Source organism: Paraclostridium tenue, assembly GCF_039521565.1.
In the GTDB taxonomy this organism is placed as follows: domain Bacteria; phylum Bacillota; class Clostridia; order Peptostreptococcales; family Peptostreptococcaceae; genus Paraclostridium; species Paraclostridium tenue.
In genome coordinates, this window is sequence record NZ_BAAACP010000009.1 from 15,129 (window position 1) to 36,434 (window position 21,306).

Genomic DNA, 21,306 nt, shown 5'->3' on the forward strand with positions numbered 1-21,306 from the left:
CCAATAAAAACAATTATTAATCTTTTTCAATTTTATTTAATAAATTTTTAATTTTTTTTAATATAGTTCTTTAATGCTCCTATCATTCCACTATCATTTTGATTTTTTGCAAATTTTATGCTTGTGTTTTCTAAAATTTCATTTACTACCTTTTCTTTTAAGTGTTTATATAACCTTTCTTTTATATATTCCTCTTGTTCCATTATCCCTCCACCTAAAATTACAACTTCAGGATTTATTATGTATATAATATTAGCTATTCCTATAGCTAAGTTTTCTAGCATATTATCAATTTCCTCAATACAAATATCATCTCCACATTTTGCTAACTCAAATATTTCTTCCCCAGAAATTTTTCTATTTTTTAATTTTGACACTCTATTTACTAAAGAACTTGTAGTCGCAATTTTACTAAACCTAGAGTCTTTTATATGCATATATCCTAATTCCCCAGCACTATTGGTAAATCCATTTAAAATCTTATTGTCAACTATTATACATCCTCCTATACCTGTGCCTACTGTTATGCATACACTTGATGAAGTATTTTTTGCTTCGCCTATAAAACTTTCAGCAATACCTACACAGTTTACATCATTTTCTACTTCACAATTTATATTAAACTCTTTTTCTAATTCTTCTTTAAGATTTAAGCCTGAATAATTAGGTATTAATGTAGCAGATATTATCTTCCCCTTTTTACTGTCAACTATACCAGCACTTGATATACAAATTCCCTTTACATCATAATCTTTTTTACAACTTCTGATTATATTTTTTATATTATCTAATATATGTTGATTTTCTTTTATTGTTGGATTCTTACCTTTTGATAAAAATTTGCCTTCTTGAGTTAACACTCCATACTTTATATATGTTCCACCTATATCTAAACAAATGTATTTACTCATATACTCCCCCTTAACATATTATTAATTTTAACTATCAGTTTATTTTAATAAACTTACTTATTTTACAAATAAATATATTTATAATTTTATTCTATACATTAAAACTTATTTCCTTTTTATTAAATTTCCAAAACTTATTTTTACTATCAATTTAAAAATTCAGAAATTTTATAATATATTTTCTTTATATAGTAAATAGAAAATGAAATAAATATTTATATATTGTTAGTTTTTTTACTATTTACAAATTTATACATTAGGAATATAATTAAAGTGTTCAGTACATCTTTAATGTTTGAACATTGTGTGATAGATTACATATCATACTCCTGACTTTGTTTTATTTTATTTGTTTTGTTGAGATATCTTACATTTAATAGTAAATATGTAAGAAATAAATGTTCAGCTTTGAACTATAGTGTAAAGATATAATAAAAGAAGGTATCTTAAATTAAGATACCTTCTTTTATTATATCTTTATCAACTTATCTATTACTATCCATTAAATAAAATATCTAAACTATAATCATAAAAACAACTATTATAGCACTACCTGTGTAATACTTCCCTTACTATCTTCAATAGTTATAATATCTAAATTTTTATAAGTTTTAGCTAACCATTTTATCTCCCTCATAATTAAATTAACTTCTTGGGAAGATAGATTTCCTATAAAATATTGTTCTCTTTCTTTTGCATGATTTTTATCTGACAACCAATTTCTAACAAAAGTAAATGCAAATGTATTTGGTATGTTACTTACATTCGTTCTTTTAGACTTTATAGATTTAGCAACAATTTTCATAAAGTACCTCCATATGTAGATTGATTCATACTAGATTATATTTATTACTACTTACTAATATACTTAATAATGAAAATTTACAAATGGAAAATCAATATTAACAAAGTACTTTAAAGTTTTTTATAATAAAAAAGAGATATCTTTTGATTAGATATCTCTTTTTTAAATCTTAATTTAGTTCTCTAAGAACATTTTTAAATCGTCCTCAACATTAGTTATTCCACCAATTCCAAAGTTTTCAACTAAAACTTTAGCAACATTTGGAGATAAGAATGCTGGTAATGTAGGCCCTAAATGTATATTCTTAACGCCTAAGTATAATAGTGATAATAATACTATTACAGCTTTTTGTTCATACCAAGCTATATTAAATGCTATTGGTAATTCATTTATATCTTCTAATTCAAATACTTCTTTAAGTTTTAATGCTATTAATGCTAATGAGTAAGAGTCATTACATTGACCTGCATCTAAAACTCTAGGTATTCCGTTTATATCACCTAATGGTAATTTATTGTATTTGTATTTAGCACATCCAGCAGTTAATATTACTGTATCTTTTGGTAGGGCTTTAGCAAATTCTGTATAGTAATTTCTTGATTTAGCTCTTCCGTCACATCCTGCCATAACGAAGAATTTCTTTATAGCTCCAGTTTTAACCGCTTCAACAACTTTATCTGCAAGTGCGAAAACTTGATTATGTGCAAATCCACCTATTATTTCTCCAGTTTCTATTTCTTTAGGAGCTTCACATTTTTTAGCTTGTTCTATTATAACTGAGAAGTCTTTATCAGATTCCGAATTTCCTGTTATATGAGTACATCCAGCATATCCAGCTGCTCCAGTTGTATATAGTCTATCTTTATAGCTATCTTTTGGAGGTACTATACAGTTTGTAGTCATTAATATTGGACCATTAAAGCTTTCAAACTCTTCTTTTTGTTTCCACCAAGCATTTCCGTAGTTTCCTGCAAAGTGAGAATACTTTTTAAATGCTGGGTAGTAATGTGCTGGTAACATTTCAGAGTGAGTATATACATCTACTCCAGTTCCTTCAGTTTGTTTTAATAATAACTCTAAGTCTTTTAAGTCATGTCCTGATACTAATATACCTGGATTTCTTCTAACACCTATATTAACTTTAGTTACTTCTGGATGTCCATAAGTTCCTGTATTTGCACTATCAAGTAAAGCCATAGCATCTACTCCAACTTTACCTGTTTCTAAAGTTAAAGCTATTAACTGATCTACAGTTAAAGTATCATCTAATGTTTTAGCTAATGTACTTTGCATAAATGCATTTACTTCTTCGCTATCATAGCCTAATGCATTAGCATGTTTCATGTATGCCGACATACCTTTTAATCCATATATTATAAGTTCTCTTAAACTTCTTATATCTTCATCTTTAGTTGCTAAGACTCCAACCTTAGTAGATTTTTCATCTAATATAGCATCTATTGCTACTTGTTCTTCTCCGCTTCCTAGTATAGCATTCTTTAATTTAGCTAATATAGAAACCTTAGCATCCATTTCTTCATTGCTTGATGCATTCCATAATGCTGCTTCTGATAAATTTTCTTTATTGTTTAAAGTAGCTAATAACTCTTCTTTAGTTGCTAAAGTTTGTTTTACTCTTTCATAGAATATTGCATCATCAAAGTTAGCATTTGTTATAGTTGTAAATAAGTTTATAGTTATTAAGTGATTTACTTGTCCATCGACTTTTTTACCTTCACTTCTAAGTCTTGTAGTAACTTCTGATAATCCTTTTGTTGTATATATTAAAAGGTCTTGCATTCTTGCTAAATCTGGTGACTTTCCGCAAACACCAAATTTAGTACATCCTGTGCAACCTGCTGTTTCTTGACATTGAAAACAAAACATTTTATTTTCCATAATATTTCCTCCAGTTTTTCGTATTTATCTTATGTACTCATTATATATACAAATAAAAAAAAAGAACGTAACCTAAGTTACGTTTTTATACTTTTTATATATAAGTGTATTTATTTCGTCCACTTTCTTTAGACATGTAAAGCGCTTTATCTGCTAAAGCTATAGACTTTCTAAGGTTTTCCTTTGAATATACTGTAGTAATCCCCATACTTAAGGTAATATAATCATCTACTTTAGAATATTCATGTTTAATTTTTTCATTCGCTACATTTTCTTTTATTCTTTGAGCTAAAGCAATAGCTTCTTCTTTAATAGTATTTTTAAGTACAACGCAAAATTCTTCTCCACCATACCTAAACACAATATCATTTCTACGACAGCTACTTTTTAGAACTCTTGATATACATTTTAATACTTCATCACCTTTTTGATGCCCATAATTATCATTATATAATTTAAAGTAATCAACATCTATCATTAAAACCGTTAGAGGAAAATCACCCTTCCTCGCTTTTATTTTATATGATTCAAGATACCTTCTATTGTATGTATTGCATAAAGCATCTCTCATAGAGTCTGTTTTTGACTTTCTCATCTTTTCATATATAAATATAACTACGGCTATAAGAATTAAATCAATAAGTATAAATAATACTACTGTTTTTTTCATAGCACCAATATTGCTTTGTTCTAAAATTTTATTATTTAAATGAAAGTCATACTGTTTATCATTTATATCTAGTATCTCTTGATCTTTATTATAAAACTCTTGTAATAACTCATTATATTTTTCTTTATCTCCAAGTTTTTTATATATTTCAATTCTTTTTCTAATTGAAAATTGAGCAATAAATGTATCTCCTTGTTTTTGAGCATATTCTTCAAGTTTATCAAAACATTTTATAGCTTTTTCTACTTCACCAATTTTTTCATAATACATAGCATATGCTCTAGTTTTAAACATATTATTTTCAGTATAATATACTTCATTATTTTTATTTTTTAACTTGTTTATCTCATTAAAATAATAATCTACCTTATCCAGATTATTTCTATATATATCTCTTATAATTAAGTCTGAATAATATATAATTAACAAATCATCTCTATGCTCTTTTGACGAATTATATATGTAATCTTCTACTTTTTCAAGTATTGAACTGTATTCTTCAGTATTTCCAATTTGTAAATATATCTCTGCTAGATTTAACAATGAATATGTTTTTACATGTGCATTTTCTCCATCAGCTTTATCTTTTGATGTTATTATTTTCACTAATATTTCTGCACTTTTTAAATACTCACCAATTTGCCTATAAGCAATCGCAGTATTCATCTCTACCTTATATTTATTTATCTTACTTACATATTTATCAGCTTTTTCATACATTAGTAATGCACTAACTGTTTCTCCTTGAAGTGTATTTATAACTCCTAGGTAATTTAAAACATCGAATTTATCATCTTTACTTAAAGTTTTAAATTTATGCTTATCATTTAAAATGTATTCTAAATTTTTTTCTGCTAAATCATAATTCCCCTTTTGTATTTGTAATTTTGCTTTGTTTATTGTATCTCTTTCCCTAGATTCAAGGTTGCTAAGGTCAACTACTCTATGACCTAATAAACATATAATTACAAAAAATATAAATATAACTAAATATAGTATCTTTTTATTATATTTCATATATCACCTCACTAGGACGTTTAATTGTAAATATCCTATTGATTTAAATTTTTCATCCTAACTTCCTTTTTTTAATATATTTATAAATATATCTGCTATATTCGGATCAAATTGTTTCCCTTTACATTTTTCAATTTCTTCTATAGCTTCCTCTTTAGTTTTTACTTTATTGTATCCCCTATCAGTTATCATAGCATCATATGAGTCTACTACATTTACGATTCTAGCCATTATAGGTATTTCTTCACCCTTTAAACCTAAAGGGTATCCTCTTCCGTCGTATCTCTCATGATGAGTTAAAACCCCTCTGGCTATATTAGATAATTCATTTGATGCCTGAAGTATTCGATATCCTTTTTCTGTGTGAGTTTTTATTTCTTTAAATTCTTCTTCAGTAAGTTTTCCTTTTTTTAATAATATAGTTTCACTAATTCCAATTTTACCTATATCATGAAGCTTGGTAACTAATTCAAGTTCATCTAATTGAGCAGTTGTAAATCCTAAATGTTTGCCTATTTCAATAGAGTATTTGATTAATCTTTGAGTGTGTGCTTGTGTTTCCACATTTTTTTCATGTAAAGATTGGCATAATGAAAATATTATAGAACTTCTAATGCTTTTTTCTTTTAAAAATTTTTGTCTATGTAACTTTTCTTCCGCTTCTTTTAACTTTTCATATATATCGTCATTCAAAGAGTGTTTTATAGATGCACCTAATGATATGCTCATTTCTATTAAATCAAATTTATAATTTTTACATTCACTATTTATATTATTAATTATTTTTTCACATCTAGATTCATCACAATTTGGAATAAGAATTACAAATTCATCCTCACCCCATCTAAATATAAAGTTCTTTTTACTTACTATAGATTTAAGTATTTGGGCAATTTCTATTAAAAATTTATCTCCTTCTAAATATCCAAATGTATCATTTAAAATTTTTAATCCATTTACATCTCCCACTATAATACCAATCGGCATATATTTACTATTATTTAATTCTTCCTTCTTTTCATCAAAACAAGCTCTATTATATACACCTGTTAAATTATCTATATATCTATTTTTTCTAAGTTTTTCTTTAAGTTCTACTTTTTCAGTAATATCGTTTACTAATCCTAAAATTCCTATAACTTGTCCATCTTCATTTATAACTGAAGTTTTCGTAATTTCTTCTATCTTTAAGTTCCCCTTAGAATCAATTATTCTTCTTTCATATACCTTAATTTTTTTATCTTCTTCTAAAAAATTTCTATCAACTTCTTTTGATAAAATATAACCTTTAGAAGTATTTTTTTCTACATCTAATTTATTATCTTCTTTATCCCTAAAATCCTTTCCTTTATAAAATATAAATCCTGGTATAGTATTTATTATTGTACGAAGCAAATTTTCTCTTTCTTCATAATATTTTTCCTTCTGTTTTATATTAGTTATATCTATAAGTATTCCCATAATTCCTACTACATTTTCATATTCATCGAAAAAAGGTTTCATATAACATTTAGTTATTTTATTGCCTATAGAAACTTCAAATCCACATAATTCTTTCTTTTCTATCACTCTATCTATTGTTTCATAACACAATTTCTGACTAGAACATTTATTACAAATTTCTTTGTAATCTTCTTTCTTATTTTTTAGATTTATTTTATATAGTTTATTAAATTCACAGTTTGTATATTTAGTGCTTTTTTCTAAATCTTTTATCCATATAGGAAAAGGTATGTTATTTAAAATTTGCTGAATATACTTATTTCCCATAATATTCCTCCCGTTATGTGATCTATTATATATTTACGTGGCTTGGAGTATTATTATTCATTACCTTTATTTTAGCATAATTTTAAATTATATATATATGTAAGTCTATCGATTATATGAAGTTTAATGGTTTCTAATATCAAATGTATATTTTACTTAATCCAAAATACTATAAAATTTAATTTAATAAGCTTATCTATTTAGGTGAATTTCTAACTATATAATTATATACTGCACCTATTTTTCCAGAATCATTTTTATACTTACATGATCCTACATTCCATTTATTTACTAAACTGTTAAATCTCCCAGTTTCCTTTATTAACTCTATAGATAATTTATTTAGTTCTAATTTTATATCACTTATAAATTTAGATTCATTACTTATTCCCCCTCCAATTAAAATAGCTTCTGGGTCTATAATAAAACCAATATTGTATATACAAATAGCCAATCTCCTTATCCATCTTCTATATATATTTAAAGCTTCTTCATCTTTATTTTTTATCATGTCAAAAATGTCAACACCATCTAAATTTTTATAATTTAGTCTTTTTTTATTAGCAATTTCTTTAATAAGAGTAATCGTAGACGTATCTTTATTTAAAGTTTTTAACTTATATTTATCATATAAATTATCAACAATCATATATCCAAATTCTCCAGAAAAATAGTTATTTCCCTTAACTAATTTATTATTTATATACAAAGCTCCACCTATGCCCGTTCCAATTGTAATACATATAAAGTTTTCATATTCCATTGCATTTCCAATCCACTTTTCAGCCAATAATGCACAATTTGCATCATTTTCAACTTCAACATTTATTCCTAGTTCATTTATTAATATATCTTTTATATTTAATCTATCTAAAGCTCTTATAGATCCTCCATCTTTAACATATCCATTTTCTGAATCTATACATCCAGGTAAACTAAGTCCTATTCCATCTACATGTTCAAATTCATTAACTATAAGCTTAATAATCTTTATAAGTTTTAATAAGTCGTATTTGGGTGTTTTTATATATTCTTTTCCTCTTTCAACTTCTGTTCCATATTCATTATATAAACTATATTTTATATATGTTCCACCTATATCAATCCCTAAGTAATTTCTCAATTTATTCCACCCCCAAACCTATTGTTTGATACAATTAATTTTAGTATATATATTTATAAATATCTATTCTAAACTAAATCCAATCAGTATATAATTTTTTATTATTTAGCTGTATACTGTTTATATAATTATATTTTTTGAAAGGAGTTTTGATTTCTATGAAAGATTTCAAATTAAAAAATCAATTCATAATATCAACTTATATAGTTGTTTTAGCTTTTTTGCTTTTAAATATAAAATCTATTGGAAATATATTAATTCAATCAATTTCTGTATTAAAACCCTTTATAATAGGTATAGCAATTGCATTTTTAATAAATATTCCTATGAAACTTTTTGAAAGTAAGTTAATAAATCCAACTTTAAAAAAGTCAAAGCTTAAAGATACTAAAACAATATCTAGGATTTTGTCTTTAATACTTACATTAATAATACTTTTTATATTTATTAGTGCTTTTGTGAATTTCGTTGTTCCTCAATTAGTTAAAAGTACTTCTAGTTTGGTAAGTAAAGTTCCTCAATATATAGATTCTTTACAAACTTATATTCCAAACTATTTATCTCATATAAATATATCAAGTAGTATGCATTCAAGTCTTTTATCTGGAGTTGAAAAAGTTTCAAATTTTGTTATTAAATTTGCAAATTATTTTATATCAAATATATTATCGATTACATTTGGTGTTACATCAGCCATAACAAATTTTGTTATAGGTTTTATAATTGCAATTTATATTCTTTTAAGTAAAGAAAAACTTTTAATTCAATGTAAAAAATTTGCATATGCATTTTTAAGTGAATCTTATGCTAAGAAACTTATAGAAATATCTCATCTTGTATCTTTTAAATTCTCAAGATTCATAGCTGGCCAATGTATGGATGGAGTGATTCTTGGAACACTATGTTTTATAGGTATGACTATTTTTAATATGCCTTATGCTATACTTGTAAGTTGTATAATTGCAATAGCAGATTTAATACCTATATTTGGTACATTTATAGGTAGTGCTATAGCAGCTTTCATAATATTTATGGTAAAACCTATAACAGCTTTATACTTTATAATAATGATTATTATAATTCAACAAATTGAAGGTAACTTAGTTTATCCTTTTGTCGTTGGTAACTCTATAGGATTATCTTCATTTTGGATATTAGTTCCTATATTTATAGGTTCATCTACATTCGGAGTTTTAGGAATTTTAATAGGTGTTCCTCTTTTTAGTGTAATTTATACATTAGCTTCAAGACATATAAATAAAAAACTTAAAGAAAAAAACATACATTTTTAACACATAAAAAAATCAGGGCTGTTTATATTAGCTCTGATTTTCTATCTCTTTTATACATAAGTTAATCTGTGTTTCAAAACTATTAAAATCAATAGGTTTTATAATATATCTATATGCTCTTACTTCATATCCTTCTTGAACATAATCCCAAATTCCAGTTATAAAAATAATTTCAACATTATTATCAAACGTTCTTATTTTTCTTGCTGTATCCATTCCATTGATTTTATCCATCTGTATATCAAGAAATAATATATCTAGTTTTTGCGGATAATTAGCTATTAATTCTTCCCCACTTTTAAACTCAAATATCTCGTAATTTCTATTTAAAAGCGACATATCTATATAATTCTTAATTGATTCCCTTTGCAATTGCTCATCTTCACATAAAGCTATTTTAAGCATATTAATTCTCCTTATCAAATTTAAGCTTTAATATATTTTATCATAATAATAAAATAACCCATATACTATGAATTTAGCGTATGGGTTATTCTATATACATTAAAATATAGTAAGTGTACATTAGTCATAGTCTATAAATCTAATAACTTCATTTTCTACATTGAGTAAAATTATATATATTTTTTAAAATTAAAAAACCTACTTTTAAGTAAGTTTTTTTGTAATCTAAAACTTTACTTTAAAAATAGGTTTTTATTTATAAATTTAATTACAATTTTTTTCTTTATATATTTTAGTCATGTAGAAGTAGAATGGTACTGCTATTAGTAATCCACCTAATCCCCAAACAATTTTCATCGGATCACTCATTCCAGCTTCTATTAATAACCACACACTTATTGCTACTGCAAATATAGGAATAAAAGCTCCTCCTGGTATTTTAAACTTAACTTCTTTATCTTTATATTTTTTTCTAAAAACTAATACAGATATACAAGTAGGTATATATTGTATAAATCTAGATATAACACTTATTTGTAGTAAGAATTTAAATGAACCTGACCAAGCTATTAAAAGTGTTCCAACAACAGTTATTATTATAGCTATATATGGAACTCCTTTTTTGTTATTTTTAGCTATACATTTAGGAACTAATCCTTGTTCTGCTAATGCAACCCCTGATCTTGGAGTAAGGAAAGATGCTGCTATATTTATACCTCCAACAGAAATTACAGTTCCTATTGTTATTATATAAACTCCTACATTACCAACCATTGATTTTGCTGCATCTGCAACTGGTGTAGCAGCTCCACTTAAGTCTGATCCTAATATACCCACACTTATTGCTAGTACAAAGATATATACTATTGATACTATTGCCATTACTGTCATCAATGCTTTCGGAACGTTTTCCTTAGGATTTTGCATATCCTTGGCTGCAACTGCTAAAGATTCAAATCCTGTAAATGCATAAAATAATGATATAGATGCTGCCACAAATGCAGTAGTTGTAGCTTCACCTTTTGGCACTATTACAAATGGTGTAAAATTATTACCTTTTATAAAGAATATACCAACTGCTATAAAAAATATTAATGGAACAAGTTTTCCAACTGTTATTATATCATTTAAAACTTTAGATGCTTCAACACCCATTATATTTACAATTCCAAGTCCAATTAAAACTACACCTATTATAACATTTTTAGTAAATGGATCTGCCGCTTGTGGCCAAACAGTAGATATTGTTATAGCAAAGAAGTTTGCCATTGCTGCCCAAGCTATCATTCCTATAGCCCATTTCATAAATCCAACTTCAAATCCTATAAAATCACCAAATGCTTCTTTAGCATAAAGATAAGGTCCTCCATTTTCATCAAACCAACTACCTGCTTCTGCAAAGCAAAGGGCTATAGATATTGCAAGTACCATACAAAATACTAATACTACTATACTTGCAGGTCCTATCATTTTATATGCTTCTCCTGGTAATCCAAATATACCAGAACCTATAATTGAGTTAATCCCTAAAAGAACAATACTCCAAAATCCTAATTTTTTACTATCTCCCATAGTGTTCCTCCATAAATTTATTATATTATTTACTTAATTGCTTCATCTACTAATGCTTGGAATAACTTTTGCATTATAGGATAATCTCTAGTCATCATTTCTGGATGCCATTGAACTCCTATTACAAAATCTTCTCCTTCTTTTTCTATAGCTTCAATTACTCCGTCTTTAGATAATGCTGAAACTATATACCCATTAGCTATTTTATTTGCAGCTAAGTGGTGGAAACTATTTACATGGATTTCTTTTTCACCTAAAATTTCATATAATTTTGTGCCTTCTTTTATAATTGCTGTATGTGTAGATACATTAGATAAATGTCCCTGATTGTGTTTTATATAACATCCATCTATTAAAGATAAATCTTGATATAAACTACCTCCACCAAATACATTTATAACTTGTTCTCCTCTACATATTCCTAAGATAGGTTTTTTCATTTCTAATGCATATTTTAATAACTTGAAATCATAAGTATCTCTCTTAGGTAAAATGCCACCTAATTTTTGGTGAGGTTCTTCTCCCCAGTTTAATGGATTTATGTCATGTCCTCCAGATAATATAAGTCCATCTATATTTTCTACTTGTTCTTTTATTAGTTCATCATCATAAACCATTGGGATTATATAAGGAACTGCCTTGCACATTGCTACAGATTGTATATAATCATTATTAACATATGCTCTTTCATATCCTGGGAACATTCCTCCTTCATCAATTATTAAACTTCCTGTAATTCCTATTATTGGCTTTTTGTTGCTTTTCATAGCTAAATGCACTCCAATCGTTATATAAAATTTACGTTTAATACATAAGGATTAGATATATCTAATCTTTATTTATGATTAACTATAATAGCAACTATTATGCCAATACTAAAACTTCAAACTTATTTTATTTTAAAAATTCAAATATATATGCTTATACAGTAGCATTTTTAGTATATTTACTAAATTTTAAAATGCAAACGTTTCACATAAAAACCACAATAATCTAATAAATTTATTTTTTATAATTGTATAAAATAGGTTTAATAGGTTAATTACTAAACCTATTTTATAACCTATTTTATATTTTCAAGTATTTCTAATCCTTTTTTATTTAACTCACTACCTTTTCGACCTATCCCTGATACTATAAGGTTTATATCTTTAAGTACTTCTAATATATGTCTAACTTCACCTTCTGTAATTAACACATTGTTTTCAGTAAGATCTTTTAATATACTTATTCTTCCTGAAGATTTATTTAGTAAACTATGCCTCTTAATACATTCCATAACTTCAACAGTTTTTTCAATACAAGTTTTATCTTTTATATAACTAATTTCTTTACTATAATCTTTTCTTATATTTTTCAAATTATGTGGTAAATCACTTAAAAGAACTTTTTCTCCTGAAGCCATAGTGTTTATATACATAGCTATATTTCTAAGTTCTCTTATATTTCCAGGCCAGTTGTAATTAATTATTATATCTTGTACTTCTTCACTTATATTTATATCTTTATTTATAAAATGTTTAAGCATCATGTTTATGTCTTCTTTTCTCTCTCTTAAAGGTGGAATATGTATAGGTAATACATTTATTCTATAGTATAAGTCAGATCTAAACTTTTCTTCTTTTATCATACTTAATAAATCTCTATTAGTAGCTGCTATAACTCTAACATCAACATCTATTACACTTTGACCTCCAACCCTCATAACTTGATTTTCCTGAAGTACTCTAAGTAATTTAATTTGAAGATACATAGGCATATCACCTATCTCATCTAAAAATATAGTCCCATTATGTGCTTGTTCAAACAAACCCTTTTTCCCACCTTTTAAAGCTCCTGTAAATGCACCTTCTTCATATCCAAACAATTCACTTTCAAGTAAATTTTCAGGCATTGCAGCACAATTTATAGCTATAAATGGTTGATTACTCCTATTAGATTCATTGTGTATTGACTGAGCTAATAATTCTTTACCAGTACCACTTTCTCCAGTTATTAATACAGTGTAATCTGATTTAGAAATTTTCTTAGCTAGATTTTTAGTATTTTCCATATTTTCAGAATTAGTTTTTATATCATCAAAAGTATACCTAGCAACTTGTCCTTTATCTCTAAGAATTTTGCTTAAATTTTGTTCTAACTTCTTTATATATGTTATTTCTTGTATACAAAAATACACTCCTATATCTTTTCCAAAACTATTTATATTGTATCTATTTACAGTTATATATTTATTTCTAAATTTAAATACCTCATCATCTGAACTTTTTAATTCCAAAATTGAAACTATTTCTTTATTATCTAAATTTTTAATACTTTTTCCAACTATATCTGTTTTTATATCCAATATATTTTTAGCACTTTCATTGCACACTTTTATATATCCATCATTAGAAATTAATATCATTCCATTTTTAGATAAATTTATAATAGATTTTAATTCATCATTTTCTACTGTTAAATTTTTATATGTATGGTTTACACCAGAGTGAAGACTTATAACATCCTCAGAATATTTTATTAGTCTCTCTGTTATATCTTTATCATCTATATTCAATTTAGTTATTATTTGTAAAAAAGTAGATATATCAATAAATCTATGTCCTATATCAATTACTTCATCTATATAACTTGGAACTAAATTAACTTCTCCAGGAGTTATACAAACTTTAATATTTTTATATTCTTTTTCTTTATTATAAGGAATTAAATTCAAATGATTTATTCCTATATGATACAAAATTGATATAGTTTCAAGTATAGTTTGTTCATTATCATTTACAACTAATACATCTATATCTTTTGGTAATGAAAATAATTTATAAATATCATTTTGTTTAACACTTCTATTTATAATAATTATTTTTTTACTATCATCTACATAATCTTTTATTTTTATATACCTTTCTCTAAGCATGACAAGAACTACATCATCTTTTATTACTTTTCCTTTTTCTAAATTATTAAAAAAGTAATTATTAATTTTTACCGTATCTTTAAAAATCATCTTTATATTATTATTTAAAAAAACCTCTAATTTAGATAATCCATCTGTAACTACACCTATAGTTTTCATCTTATATCTCCTTTTTTAAACCTAAGTAACTGTATGTAAATTCTTTAAATTAAAAAAAAGATGACTAATGCCATCCCTTTTTAATGAATTTATTTAAATAAAGTTTTTATTAAAATTAATAAATATTTAGTTATTTACTATTTCATTTAATGCGTCATATGCAAAGTCAATTATCTCTGAACAACTAACTTTATTCTTCTTTAAATCTCTACATATTTCACTATTATATCTTTCTCTAACTTTATTCATTAATTCTCTAGAATATTGTCTAGCATCATTTGATTCAGAACTATCTTCTCTTCCTTTTAAATATCCCAATACTAATATAGCTGCATTTACAGCTCCGCAAAGACTTCCAACTGTCATTCCTGTGCCCATACCACTACCTAATGCAACTGGTATATCTGTATTATGTTCCTCGTTATATGATTTTATTATAGATTCTGCACAATTGTATCCTTGTTGATGATATAATGATGGTTTTGTCATTTATATTTCCTCCACTCTATATAAAATTTTCAAAGTAAATTTTAATTAATAACCTATATAATATATATTAACTCATTTACTTAATATCTGATGTAAAAATATTAAACATTATAAACTTCTTCTCTTGTATTTATAAATTCATCTAACTTTTTACAAAGTCCTAACCAAGTTTTATCATTCATATTTAAAGCTTTATTTCTTGTATTAAACTGAAGTATATTTTCTATCATTTCATTTATCGCTAAACCTAAATTTTTTTCAAATTCTGGAAGTTGACTTTCTAATGGCAAACCAATTCCCTTCATATCAGGCAAATTAATATACTTTATCTTTCCTGATGTATTTATATCTTCTCCAATCCATTCACTTATCCCAGGTATATTAGTGGTAATTACGTTACATCCACTAGCTAAAGCTTCTATTACCACTAGTGGTAAACCTTCAAAAAATGACGGTAATATAAATATATGAGTATTTCTAAATACTTTAGCTAAATCTGTTTGTTTAATTTTCCCTAGAAAATTTATATTTATTTTACATCTTTTAGAAAGTTTAATTATACTTTCATACTCTTCTTTATTACTTCCATCTCCGACTATATTTACATTTATAATTTCTTTTTTATAATCGATTTTATCTAAAGCTTTTATCAAAGATTCTACTCCTTTGAGTTTACAAATCTTTCCTGCAAACGTAATATTTATAATATCATTATTTATTTGTTTATTAAAAAATATATTTTCATCATATCCACTTCCTAATGAAAACACTTTATTCTCATCTATATTAAAAATATCAATTATTTCTTTTTTCTGTTCATCATGAAGTGAAAATATCATATGTAAATTACTTATGTTATCTTTTATATATTCCTTTTCTAAATCATGACTTTTTATTTGTTTAAGGCATGTCCCATGACATACCCCTACAACAGGAATATCCTTTACTGTTTCTCTTATAAAAGCAGTTATTAGATATAAATGATGACAGATTATTAAATCTGGATTTATTTCATTTATTGCTTTTTCTAAATTATATTTAAAAACTTCTTTTAATCTATTTACCATATCCAAATTCATATACCTATATACAGTGCTTTCATAAGGCATAATATCACTCATACCTACAACATTAAAAGGTAATTTTTCTGTATTATAAATTACAGGATAAAAACTTATATTCTCATCAAAACATCTTCTAGAATCATTTTTATCAATACCTGCTATTACTCCTTGCTTATACCCTAAAACATTAAACCCTTTTATCATTCCACTCATATAAATTCCACTGCCGGTGCTATTTGGTTTTTGCGTTATTATATGTAGTATATTCATATATCCCCCTTATTAATGATTTAAAAATTTATGTCTAAATAAATACATGAAGAATCGTCATTTATTTTAAATCTTGGAAATTTAGTCGTAAGATAATCATCTTCTTCTATTTTTCTAAGTTTATTATAAATATTGCCAATTCCACTTTCTTCTACATTATTTAAAAGTTCTTGTTCTTCTATTTCATTGTATCTATCACTAATGCATGAAAAACCATCACTAGTTAACATAAGTTTTATATTATCTTTTATATATATAAACCCATTTATTGAGTTATCTATAGCTTCTTTATCAAAATCTAAAATCCAATATCCATCTTTTGTATTCTTTTTTAATCTATTAGCTATAATTGTTTTCATAACTCTACTTTTAATTTCTTCATAAGAAAGCTTACTTAAATTAGGCAAACTTTCCATTTCGTCATATACTAATTTATCTAAATAGCATAAAGTTCTATCTTTTATAATTTTTACTTTGTCTTTTTGTTTCAAATGAAGTGCACAATCTCCTAGTAAAAAATATTCTATTTTATCTTTATAAAATTTTATAATAGAAATAGAACTTGAAGGAGTATCCAATTTTTCTATTTTATCTTTATTTACAATACCATAGTACTCATCACTAATTAATTTTATTCCATCAGCCATAATTTCTTTTAGTGTAATTTCTTTATGTATATTTTGATGTAGATATTTATTCCACCAGTTTACATACCAATTAGCATCACTTTTATCAGATACTAAATTTTTATTATTAAGTCCTGTAGCTCCATCTAGTACCCAAGCTCCAAACGGATTAACACCTACTATATCTTCATTATACTTTGCACTTCCTTTATAACATAAAGTATCACAAATTTTAATCTCCATATGACATCCTCCATCTATGGCACATCTATATTACCATATAAATTTTAAAAAACTTGTCGAAAAATGTGTAAAAAAGTATCATTTTATATTAATTCCCTAATATTTAAAGATTTACCTTTAATTTAGTCTATTCTATATAAATTGTTAACTTTCCTTTATATGTTCCATAGTATATATTTTTTATTTTTATATAAACTAATTTATAGTGAAAAAAAGACTATTTCAAGTAATTTGAAATAGTCTTTTTTTATTATTTAAAATATTTAACTCCCGATTCGAATATTTTTTGGTCTTTTTCTCCTAATATATTTTTAACAACTTGATTTCCAATTCTTTCTGAGTGCCCCATTTTCCCAAGAATTCTTCCATCAATACTTGTTATACCTTCAACTGCAAAAGTAGATCCATTTGGATTAAATTCTATATCATAGGTTGCATTTCCTTCAAGGTCAACATATTGAGTAGCTATTTGACCATTGGCTATTAATTGTTTTAAAGTTTTTTCATCTGCTACAAATCTTCCTTCACCATGAGAAACTGCTATACTGTGAATATCTCCAACTTCTGTACCATATAGCCAAGGAGATTTATTAGATGCTATTCTTGTGTTAACCATTTTGGCTTGATGTCTTCCTATTTTATTATAGGTAAGTGTAGGACAATTTTTATCTATATCCATTATTTCACCATATGGTACTAAACCTAATTTTATAAGTGCTTGGAATCCATTACATATCCCTAGCATTAATCCATCTTGTTTAGTTAAAAATTCATTAACTGCTTCAGCTATTTTAGGATTTCTAAATACTGTAGCTATAAATTTTCCTGAGCCGTCAGGCTCATCTCCCGCACTAAATCCTCCAGGTAACATTATTATTTGTGAAGATTTTATTTCTTCTACCATAGAATCTATAGAACTTTCTATATCTTTATCAGTTAAGTTCTTAAATACTTTTATAGAAGTTTTTGCTCCAGCTTTCTCAAATATTCTAGCTGAATCATATTCACAATTTGTTCCTGGAAAAGTTGGTATAAATACCTTTGGCGAAGCCAAACTTATTCCTGATTTACTGTCTTTAGTGTCTGTTATAAAACTTATAGTTTCTATTTTTTCTTTAATCGTCTCAACCCTTGTTGGAAATATTGGTTCTAAAACTTCACAGTATTTATTGTATATAAAATCTATATCTATTTCTTCATTTTCTATAAATATAGATTTTTCTTTTACTGTATTTCCCAATATCTTATAATTGTATCCTTTTAATGATTCTAAAACTTCTTTATCATCACCTTTTAATTCAAGTATTATATTTCCATAAGATGCCCCAAATAATATACTTTCATCTATTTTAATAGATTCATTAAACCTAAATCCTATTTTATTTCCAAAACTCATTTTGCATATTGCTTCGCATACTCCACCATAGCCTATTGAGTAAGCTGAGCTTACTTTTTCACTTTTTATAAGATCAGTTACTTTAGATAAGTTTTTCTTTAATTCCTCAAAATCAATTACTTTATTTTCAAATACCTTTGTTGATAACATTATTACTGTAGAATTAGAATTTTTAAATTCTGGGGATAAGACCTGTTTTGCATCCACAGTATCAACAGCAAAAGAAACTAATGTTGGTGGTACATCTATATCTTTAAAAGTCCCTGACATACTATCTTTTCCACCTATTGCTGGTATTCCTAATTTATTTTGTGCATAATATGCCCCAAGTAATGCAGAAAATGGTTTACCCCATTTTACTTCACTTATCCCCAATTTCTCAAAATACTCTTGAAGAGTAAGTCTTATTGAACTAAAATTACCCCCAATAGCCACAACTTTACACACAGATTCAACTACTGCATATAAAGCTCCATGAAATGGACTGTACTTTCCTATCTTAGGGTTATATCCATATGTCATTATAGTAGATGTGTCTGTCTCTCCATTAAGAACAGGAATTTTTGCCACCATTCCTTGAGTTGGAGTAGCTTGATATTTACCTCCAAATGGTAATAACACTGTATTTCCTCCGATTGTATTATCAAACTTTTCAACTAGTCCTTTTTTTGAGCAAACATTTAAATCTGTCATAGTTTCTACAAACTTATCTTTTAAACTTATTTCTTTATCTACTACTTCAAATTTATTTTCTTTTACTTTATTATTTATTTTTATATCATCTATAGCTTTAACTCTAACCTTGGTAGTTTGTTTAACTCCATTAGTTTCTATAAAATCTCTAGCCATATCTACTATAGCTTTTCCATTCCAAAATATTCTAACTCTTTTACTATCAGTTACATCAGCAACATAAGTAGCCTCTAAATTTTCTTCTCTAGCCATATTTATAAACTTTTCTATGTTTTCTTTTTTTATAACTACAGCCATACGTTCTTGAGATTCTGATATAGCTAACTCTGTTCCATCTAATCCTTCATATTTTTTAGGAATAAAATCTAGGTTTATATCTATACTTTCTGCTATCTCACCAATAGCTACACAAACCCCACCAGCTCCAAAATCATTACATCTTTTTATCATTTGAGCTACTTCTTTATTTCTAAAAAATCTTTGTATCTTTCTTTCATTTGGAGCATCACCTTTTTGTACCTCAGCGCTACAAGTAAATAAAGATTCTTCACTATGCTCTTTTGAAGAACCCGTTGCTCCTCCACATCCATCTCTACCAGTCTTTCCTCCAAGTAATATAACTACATCTCCACTTTCTGGAGTTTCTCTTATTACATTTTCTTTTGGTGCTGCTGCTATCACTGCCCCTATCTCCATCCTTTTAGCCACAAAATCTTCATCATATAATTCTGTAACTTGACCTGTAGAAAGTCCTATCTGATTTCCATATGAACTATATCCATTAGCAGCTTGAGTAGTTATTTTCTTTTGCATTAACTTTCCTTCTAATGTATCTTCTAAGGAAGTTCTAGGGTCAGCACTTCCTGTAACTCTCATTGCTTGATACACATAACTTCTACCTGAAAGTGGATCTCTTATAGCTCCTCCTAAACAAGTTGCAGCTCCTCCAAATGGCTCTATTTCTGTTGGATGGTTATGTGTTTCATTTTTAAACATTACTAAATATTCTTCTTTTTTCCCATCTATTTCAACATCAACATTTATACTACAAGCATTTATTTCTTCACTTACATCTAAGTCTTCTAGTTTTCCTATCTTTCTTAATTCTTTCATAGCTATTGTTGCTATATCCATTAAACAAACATCTCTATTTGTTTCACCGTAAACATTTTTTCTTGATTGTAAATAAAGATCATAAGCCTCTTTTACTACATTTGTATATTTACTTTCTTCTATAACTATATCCTCTATTTTTGTCATGAAAGTAGTATGTCTACAATGATCTGACCAATAAGTATCTAAAACTTTTATTTCTGTTATTGTAGGATTTCTATTTTCTATTTGTTTAAAATATTTCTGTACATGAAGTAAATCGTCAAAAGTCATTGCAAGACCTAAAGTATTCACTAAATCTTTTAATTGATTTTCTTCTAAATTTATAAATTCTTCTAATATATCTACTGATGTTGGTATTTCAGTATCAACTTCTAAAGTTTTAGGTTTTTCTAATATTGCCTCTCTACTATCTACAGGATTTATACAATAAGTTTTTATTTTCTTAAATTGTTCATCGGTTATGTTTCCTGTAAGAATTACAACTTTTGCTGTATTTATAATAGGTCTTATTCCTTCGTTAATAATTTGTATACATTGAGATGCCCAATCACCTCTTTGGTCATATTGGCCAGGTAAATATTCTATAGCAAATACTCTATCTTCTTTGCTTAATTCTACATACTCTTTATATACATCATCTGTATTAGGCTCTGAAAATACAGTATTTATTGCTTTTTCATATACTTCATCTTCTATTTTTTCTATATCATATCTATTTAAAATCCTTAAATTTTCTATTGTATCTATATTCAAACTTTCTTCTAAATCAAATTTTAGATGCTTGGCTTCTAAGTCAAATCCTTGCTTTTTCTCAACTAATATTCTTCTTACAGAAGATGCTAAGTTAGTGATAGACATCATAGTATTTA

At 26.1% G+C, this 21,306-nt stretch carries 15 protein-coding genes; 1 reads left to right on the forward strand and 14 read right to left on the reverse strand.

The genetic code is table 11. The features are described 5' to 3' along the window. Positions 1–47: 47 nt before the first annotated feature. The 6 genes from ABFX13_RS08450 to ABFX13_RS08475 all read right to left on the reverse strand — a co-directional run bounded on the left by ABFX13_RS08450 (position 48) and on the right by ABFX13_RS08475 (position 8,195). Positions 48–911, reverse strand: a complete 864-nt coding sequence (locus ABFX13_RS08450; protein ID WP_346044907.1) for an ROK family protein — start codon at positions 909–911, stop codon at positions 48–50. A 541-nt stretch (positions 912–1,452) separates the two neighbouring features. Continuing rightward, the gene (locus tag ABFX13_RS08455; protein ID WP_147547307.1) at positions 1,453–1,716 is read right to left on the reverse strand and encodes a hypothetical protein; all 264 of its coding nucleotides are present in this window, start codon (positions 1,714–1,716) and stop codon (positions 1,453–1,455) included. 174 nt (positions 1,717–1,890) lie between these two features. Then, the gene (gene hcp, locus ABFX13_RS08460) at positions 1,891–3,615 is read right to left on the reverse strand and encodes a hydroxylamine reductase (RefSeq protein ID WP_346044911.1); all 1,725 of its coding nucleotides are present in this window, start codon (positions 3,613–3,615) and stop codon (positions 1,891–1,893) included. A 94-nt stretch (positions 3,616–3,709) separates the two neighbouring features. After that, positions 3,710–5,302 carry a diguanylate cyclase gene (locus tag ABFX13_RS08465; RefSeq protein ID WP_346044913.1) on the reverse strand — a complete coding sequence of 531 codons (1,593 nt, stop codon included), beginning with the start codon at positions 5,300–5,302 and terminating at the stop codon, positions 3,710–3,712. A gap of 57 nt (positions 5,303–5,359) precedes the next feature. Continuing rightward, the gene (locus ABFX13_RS08470) at positions 5,360–7,072 is read right to left on the reverse strand and encodes a sensor domain-containing diguanylate cyclase/phosphohydrolase (RefSeq protein WP_346044915.1); all 1,713 of its coding nucleotides are present in this window, start codon (positions 7,070–7,072) and stop codon (positions 5,360–5,362) included. 196 nt (positions 7,073–7,268) lie between these two features. Continuing rightward, positions 7,269–8,195: an ROK family protein gene (locus ABFX13_RS08475; protein ID WP_346044917.1), complete on the reverse strand. Its 927-nt coding sequence runs from the start codon at positions 8,193–8,195 to the stop codon at positions 7,269–7,271. 158 nt (positions 8,196–8,353) lie between these two features. On the opposite strand from ABFX13_RS08475, the gene ABFX13_RS08480 reads away from it, so the two are divergent. Beyond that, positions 8,354–9,487: an AI-2E family transporter gene (locus ABFX13_RS08480; RefSeq protein ID WP_346044919.1), complete on the forward strand. Its 1,134-nt coding sequence runs from the start codon at positions 8,354–8,356 to the stop codon at positions 9,485–9,487. A 27-nt stretch (positions 9,488–9,514) separates the two neighbouring features. Here ABFX13_RS08480 and ABFX13_RS08485 read toward each other — a convergent pair whose 3' ends face one another. The 8 genes from ABFX13_RS08485 to ABFX13_RS08520 all read right to left on the reverse strand — a co-directional run bounded on the left by ABFX13_RS08485 (position 9,515) and on the right by ABFX13_RS08520 (position 21,295). Then, positions 9,515–9,892: a LytR/AlgR family response regulator transcription factor gene (locus tag ABFX13_RS08485; RefSeq protein WP_346044921.1), complete on the reverse strand. Its 378-nt coding sequence runs from the start codon at positions 9,890–9,892 to the stop codon at positions 9,515–9,517. Positions 9,893–10,156: 264 nt separating this feature from the next. Beyond that, on the reverse strand, positions 10,157–11,464 hold the full coding sequence (locus ABFX13_RS08490) for an APC family permease (protein WP_346044923.1): 1,308 nt from the start codon (positions 11,462–11,464) through the stop codon (positions 10,157–10,159). 29 nt (positions 11,465–11,493) lie between these two features. Then, positions 11,494–12,231 carry a gamma-glutamyl-gamma-aminobutyrate hydrolase family protein gene (locus tag ABFX13_RS08495; protein WP_346044925.1) on the reverse strand — a complete coding sequence of 246 codons (738 nt, stop codon included), beginning with the start codon at positions 12,229–12,231 and terminating at the stop codon, positions 11,494–11,496. A gap of 296 nt (positions 12,232–12,527) precedes the next feature. Next, positions 12,528–14,540: a sigma-54 interaction domain-containing protein gene (locus ABFX13_RS08500; protein ID WP_346044928.1), complete on the reverse strand. Its 2,013-nt coding sequence runs from the start codon at positions 14,538–14,540 to the stop codon at positions 12,528–12,530. A gap of 126 nt (positions 14,541–14,666) precedes the next feature. Continuing rightward, the gene (locus ABFX13_RS08505; protein WP_346044930.1) at positions 14,667–15,029 is read right to left on the reverse strand and encodes a C-GCAxxG-C-C family (seleno)protein; all 363 of its coding nucleotides are present in this window, start codon (positions 15,027–15,029) and stop codon (positions 14,667–14,669) included. 101 nt (positions 15,030–15,130) lie between these two features. After that, the gene (locus ABFX13_RS08510) at positions 15,131–16,363 is read right to left on the reverse strand and encodes a glycosyltransferase family 4 protein (protein ID WP_346044932.1); all 1,233 of its coding nucleotides are present in this window, start codon (positions 16,361–16,363) and stop codon (positions 15,131–15,133) included. A 20-nt stretch (positions 16,364–16,383) separates the two neighbouring features. Continuing rightward, on the reverse strand, positions 16,384–17,232 hold the full coding sequence (locus ABFX13_RS08515; RefSeq protein ID WP_346044934.1) for a hypothetical protein: 849 nt from the start codon (positions 17,230–17,232) through the stop codon (positions 16,384–16,386). A 250-nt stretch (positions 17,233–17,482) separates the two neighbouring features. Then, positions 17,483–21,295, reverse strand: coding sequence for a phosphoribosylformylglycinamidine synthase (locus ABFX13_RS08520; protein WP_428833870.1), 3,813 nt, complete (start codon positions 21,293–21,295; stop codon positions 17,483–17,485). Between the last annotated feature and the right edge of the window lie 11 nt (positions 21,296–21,306).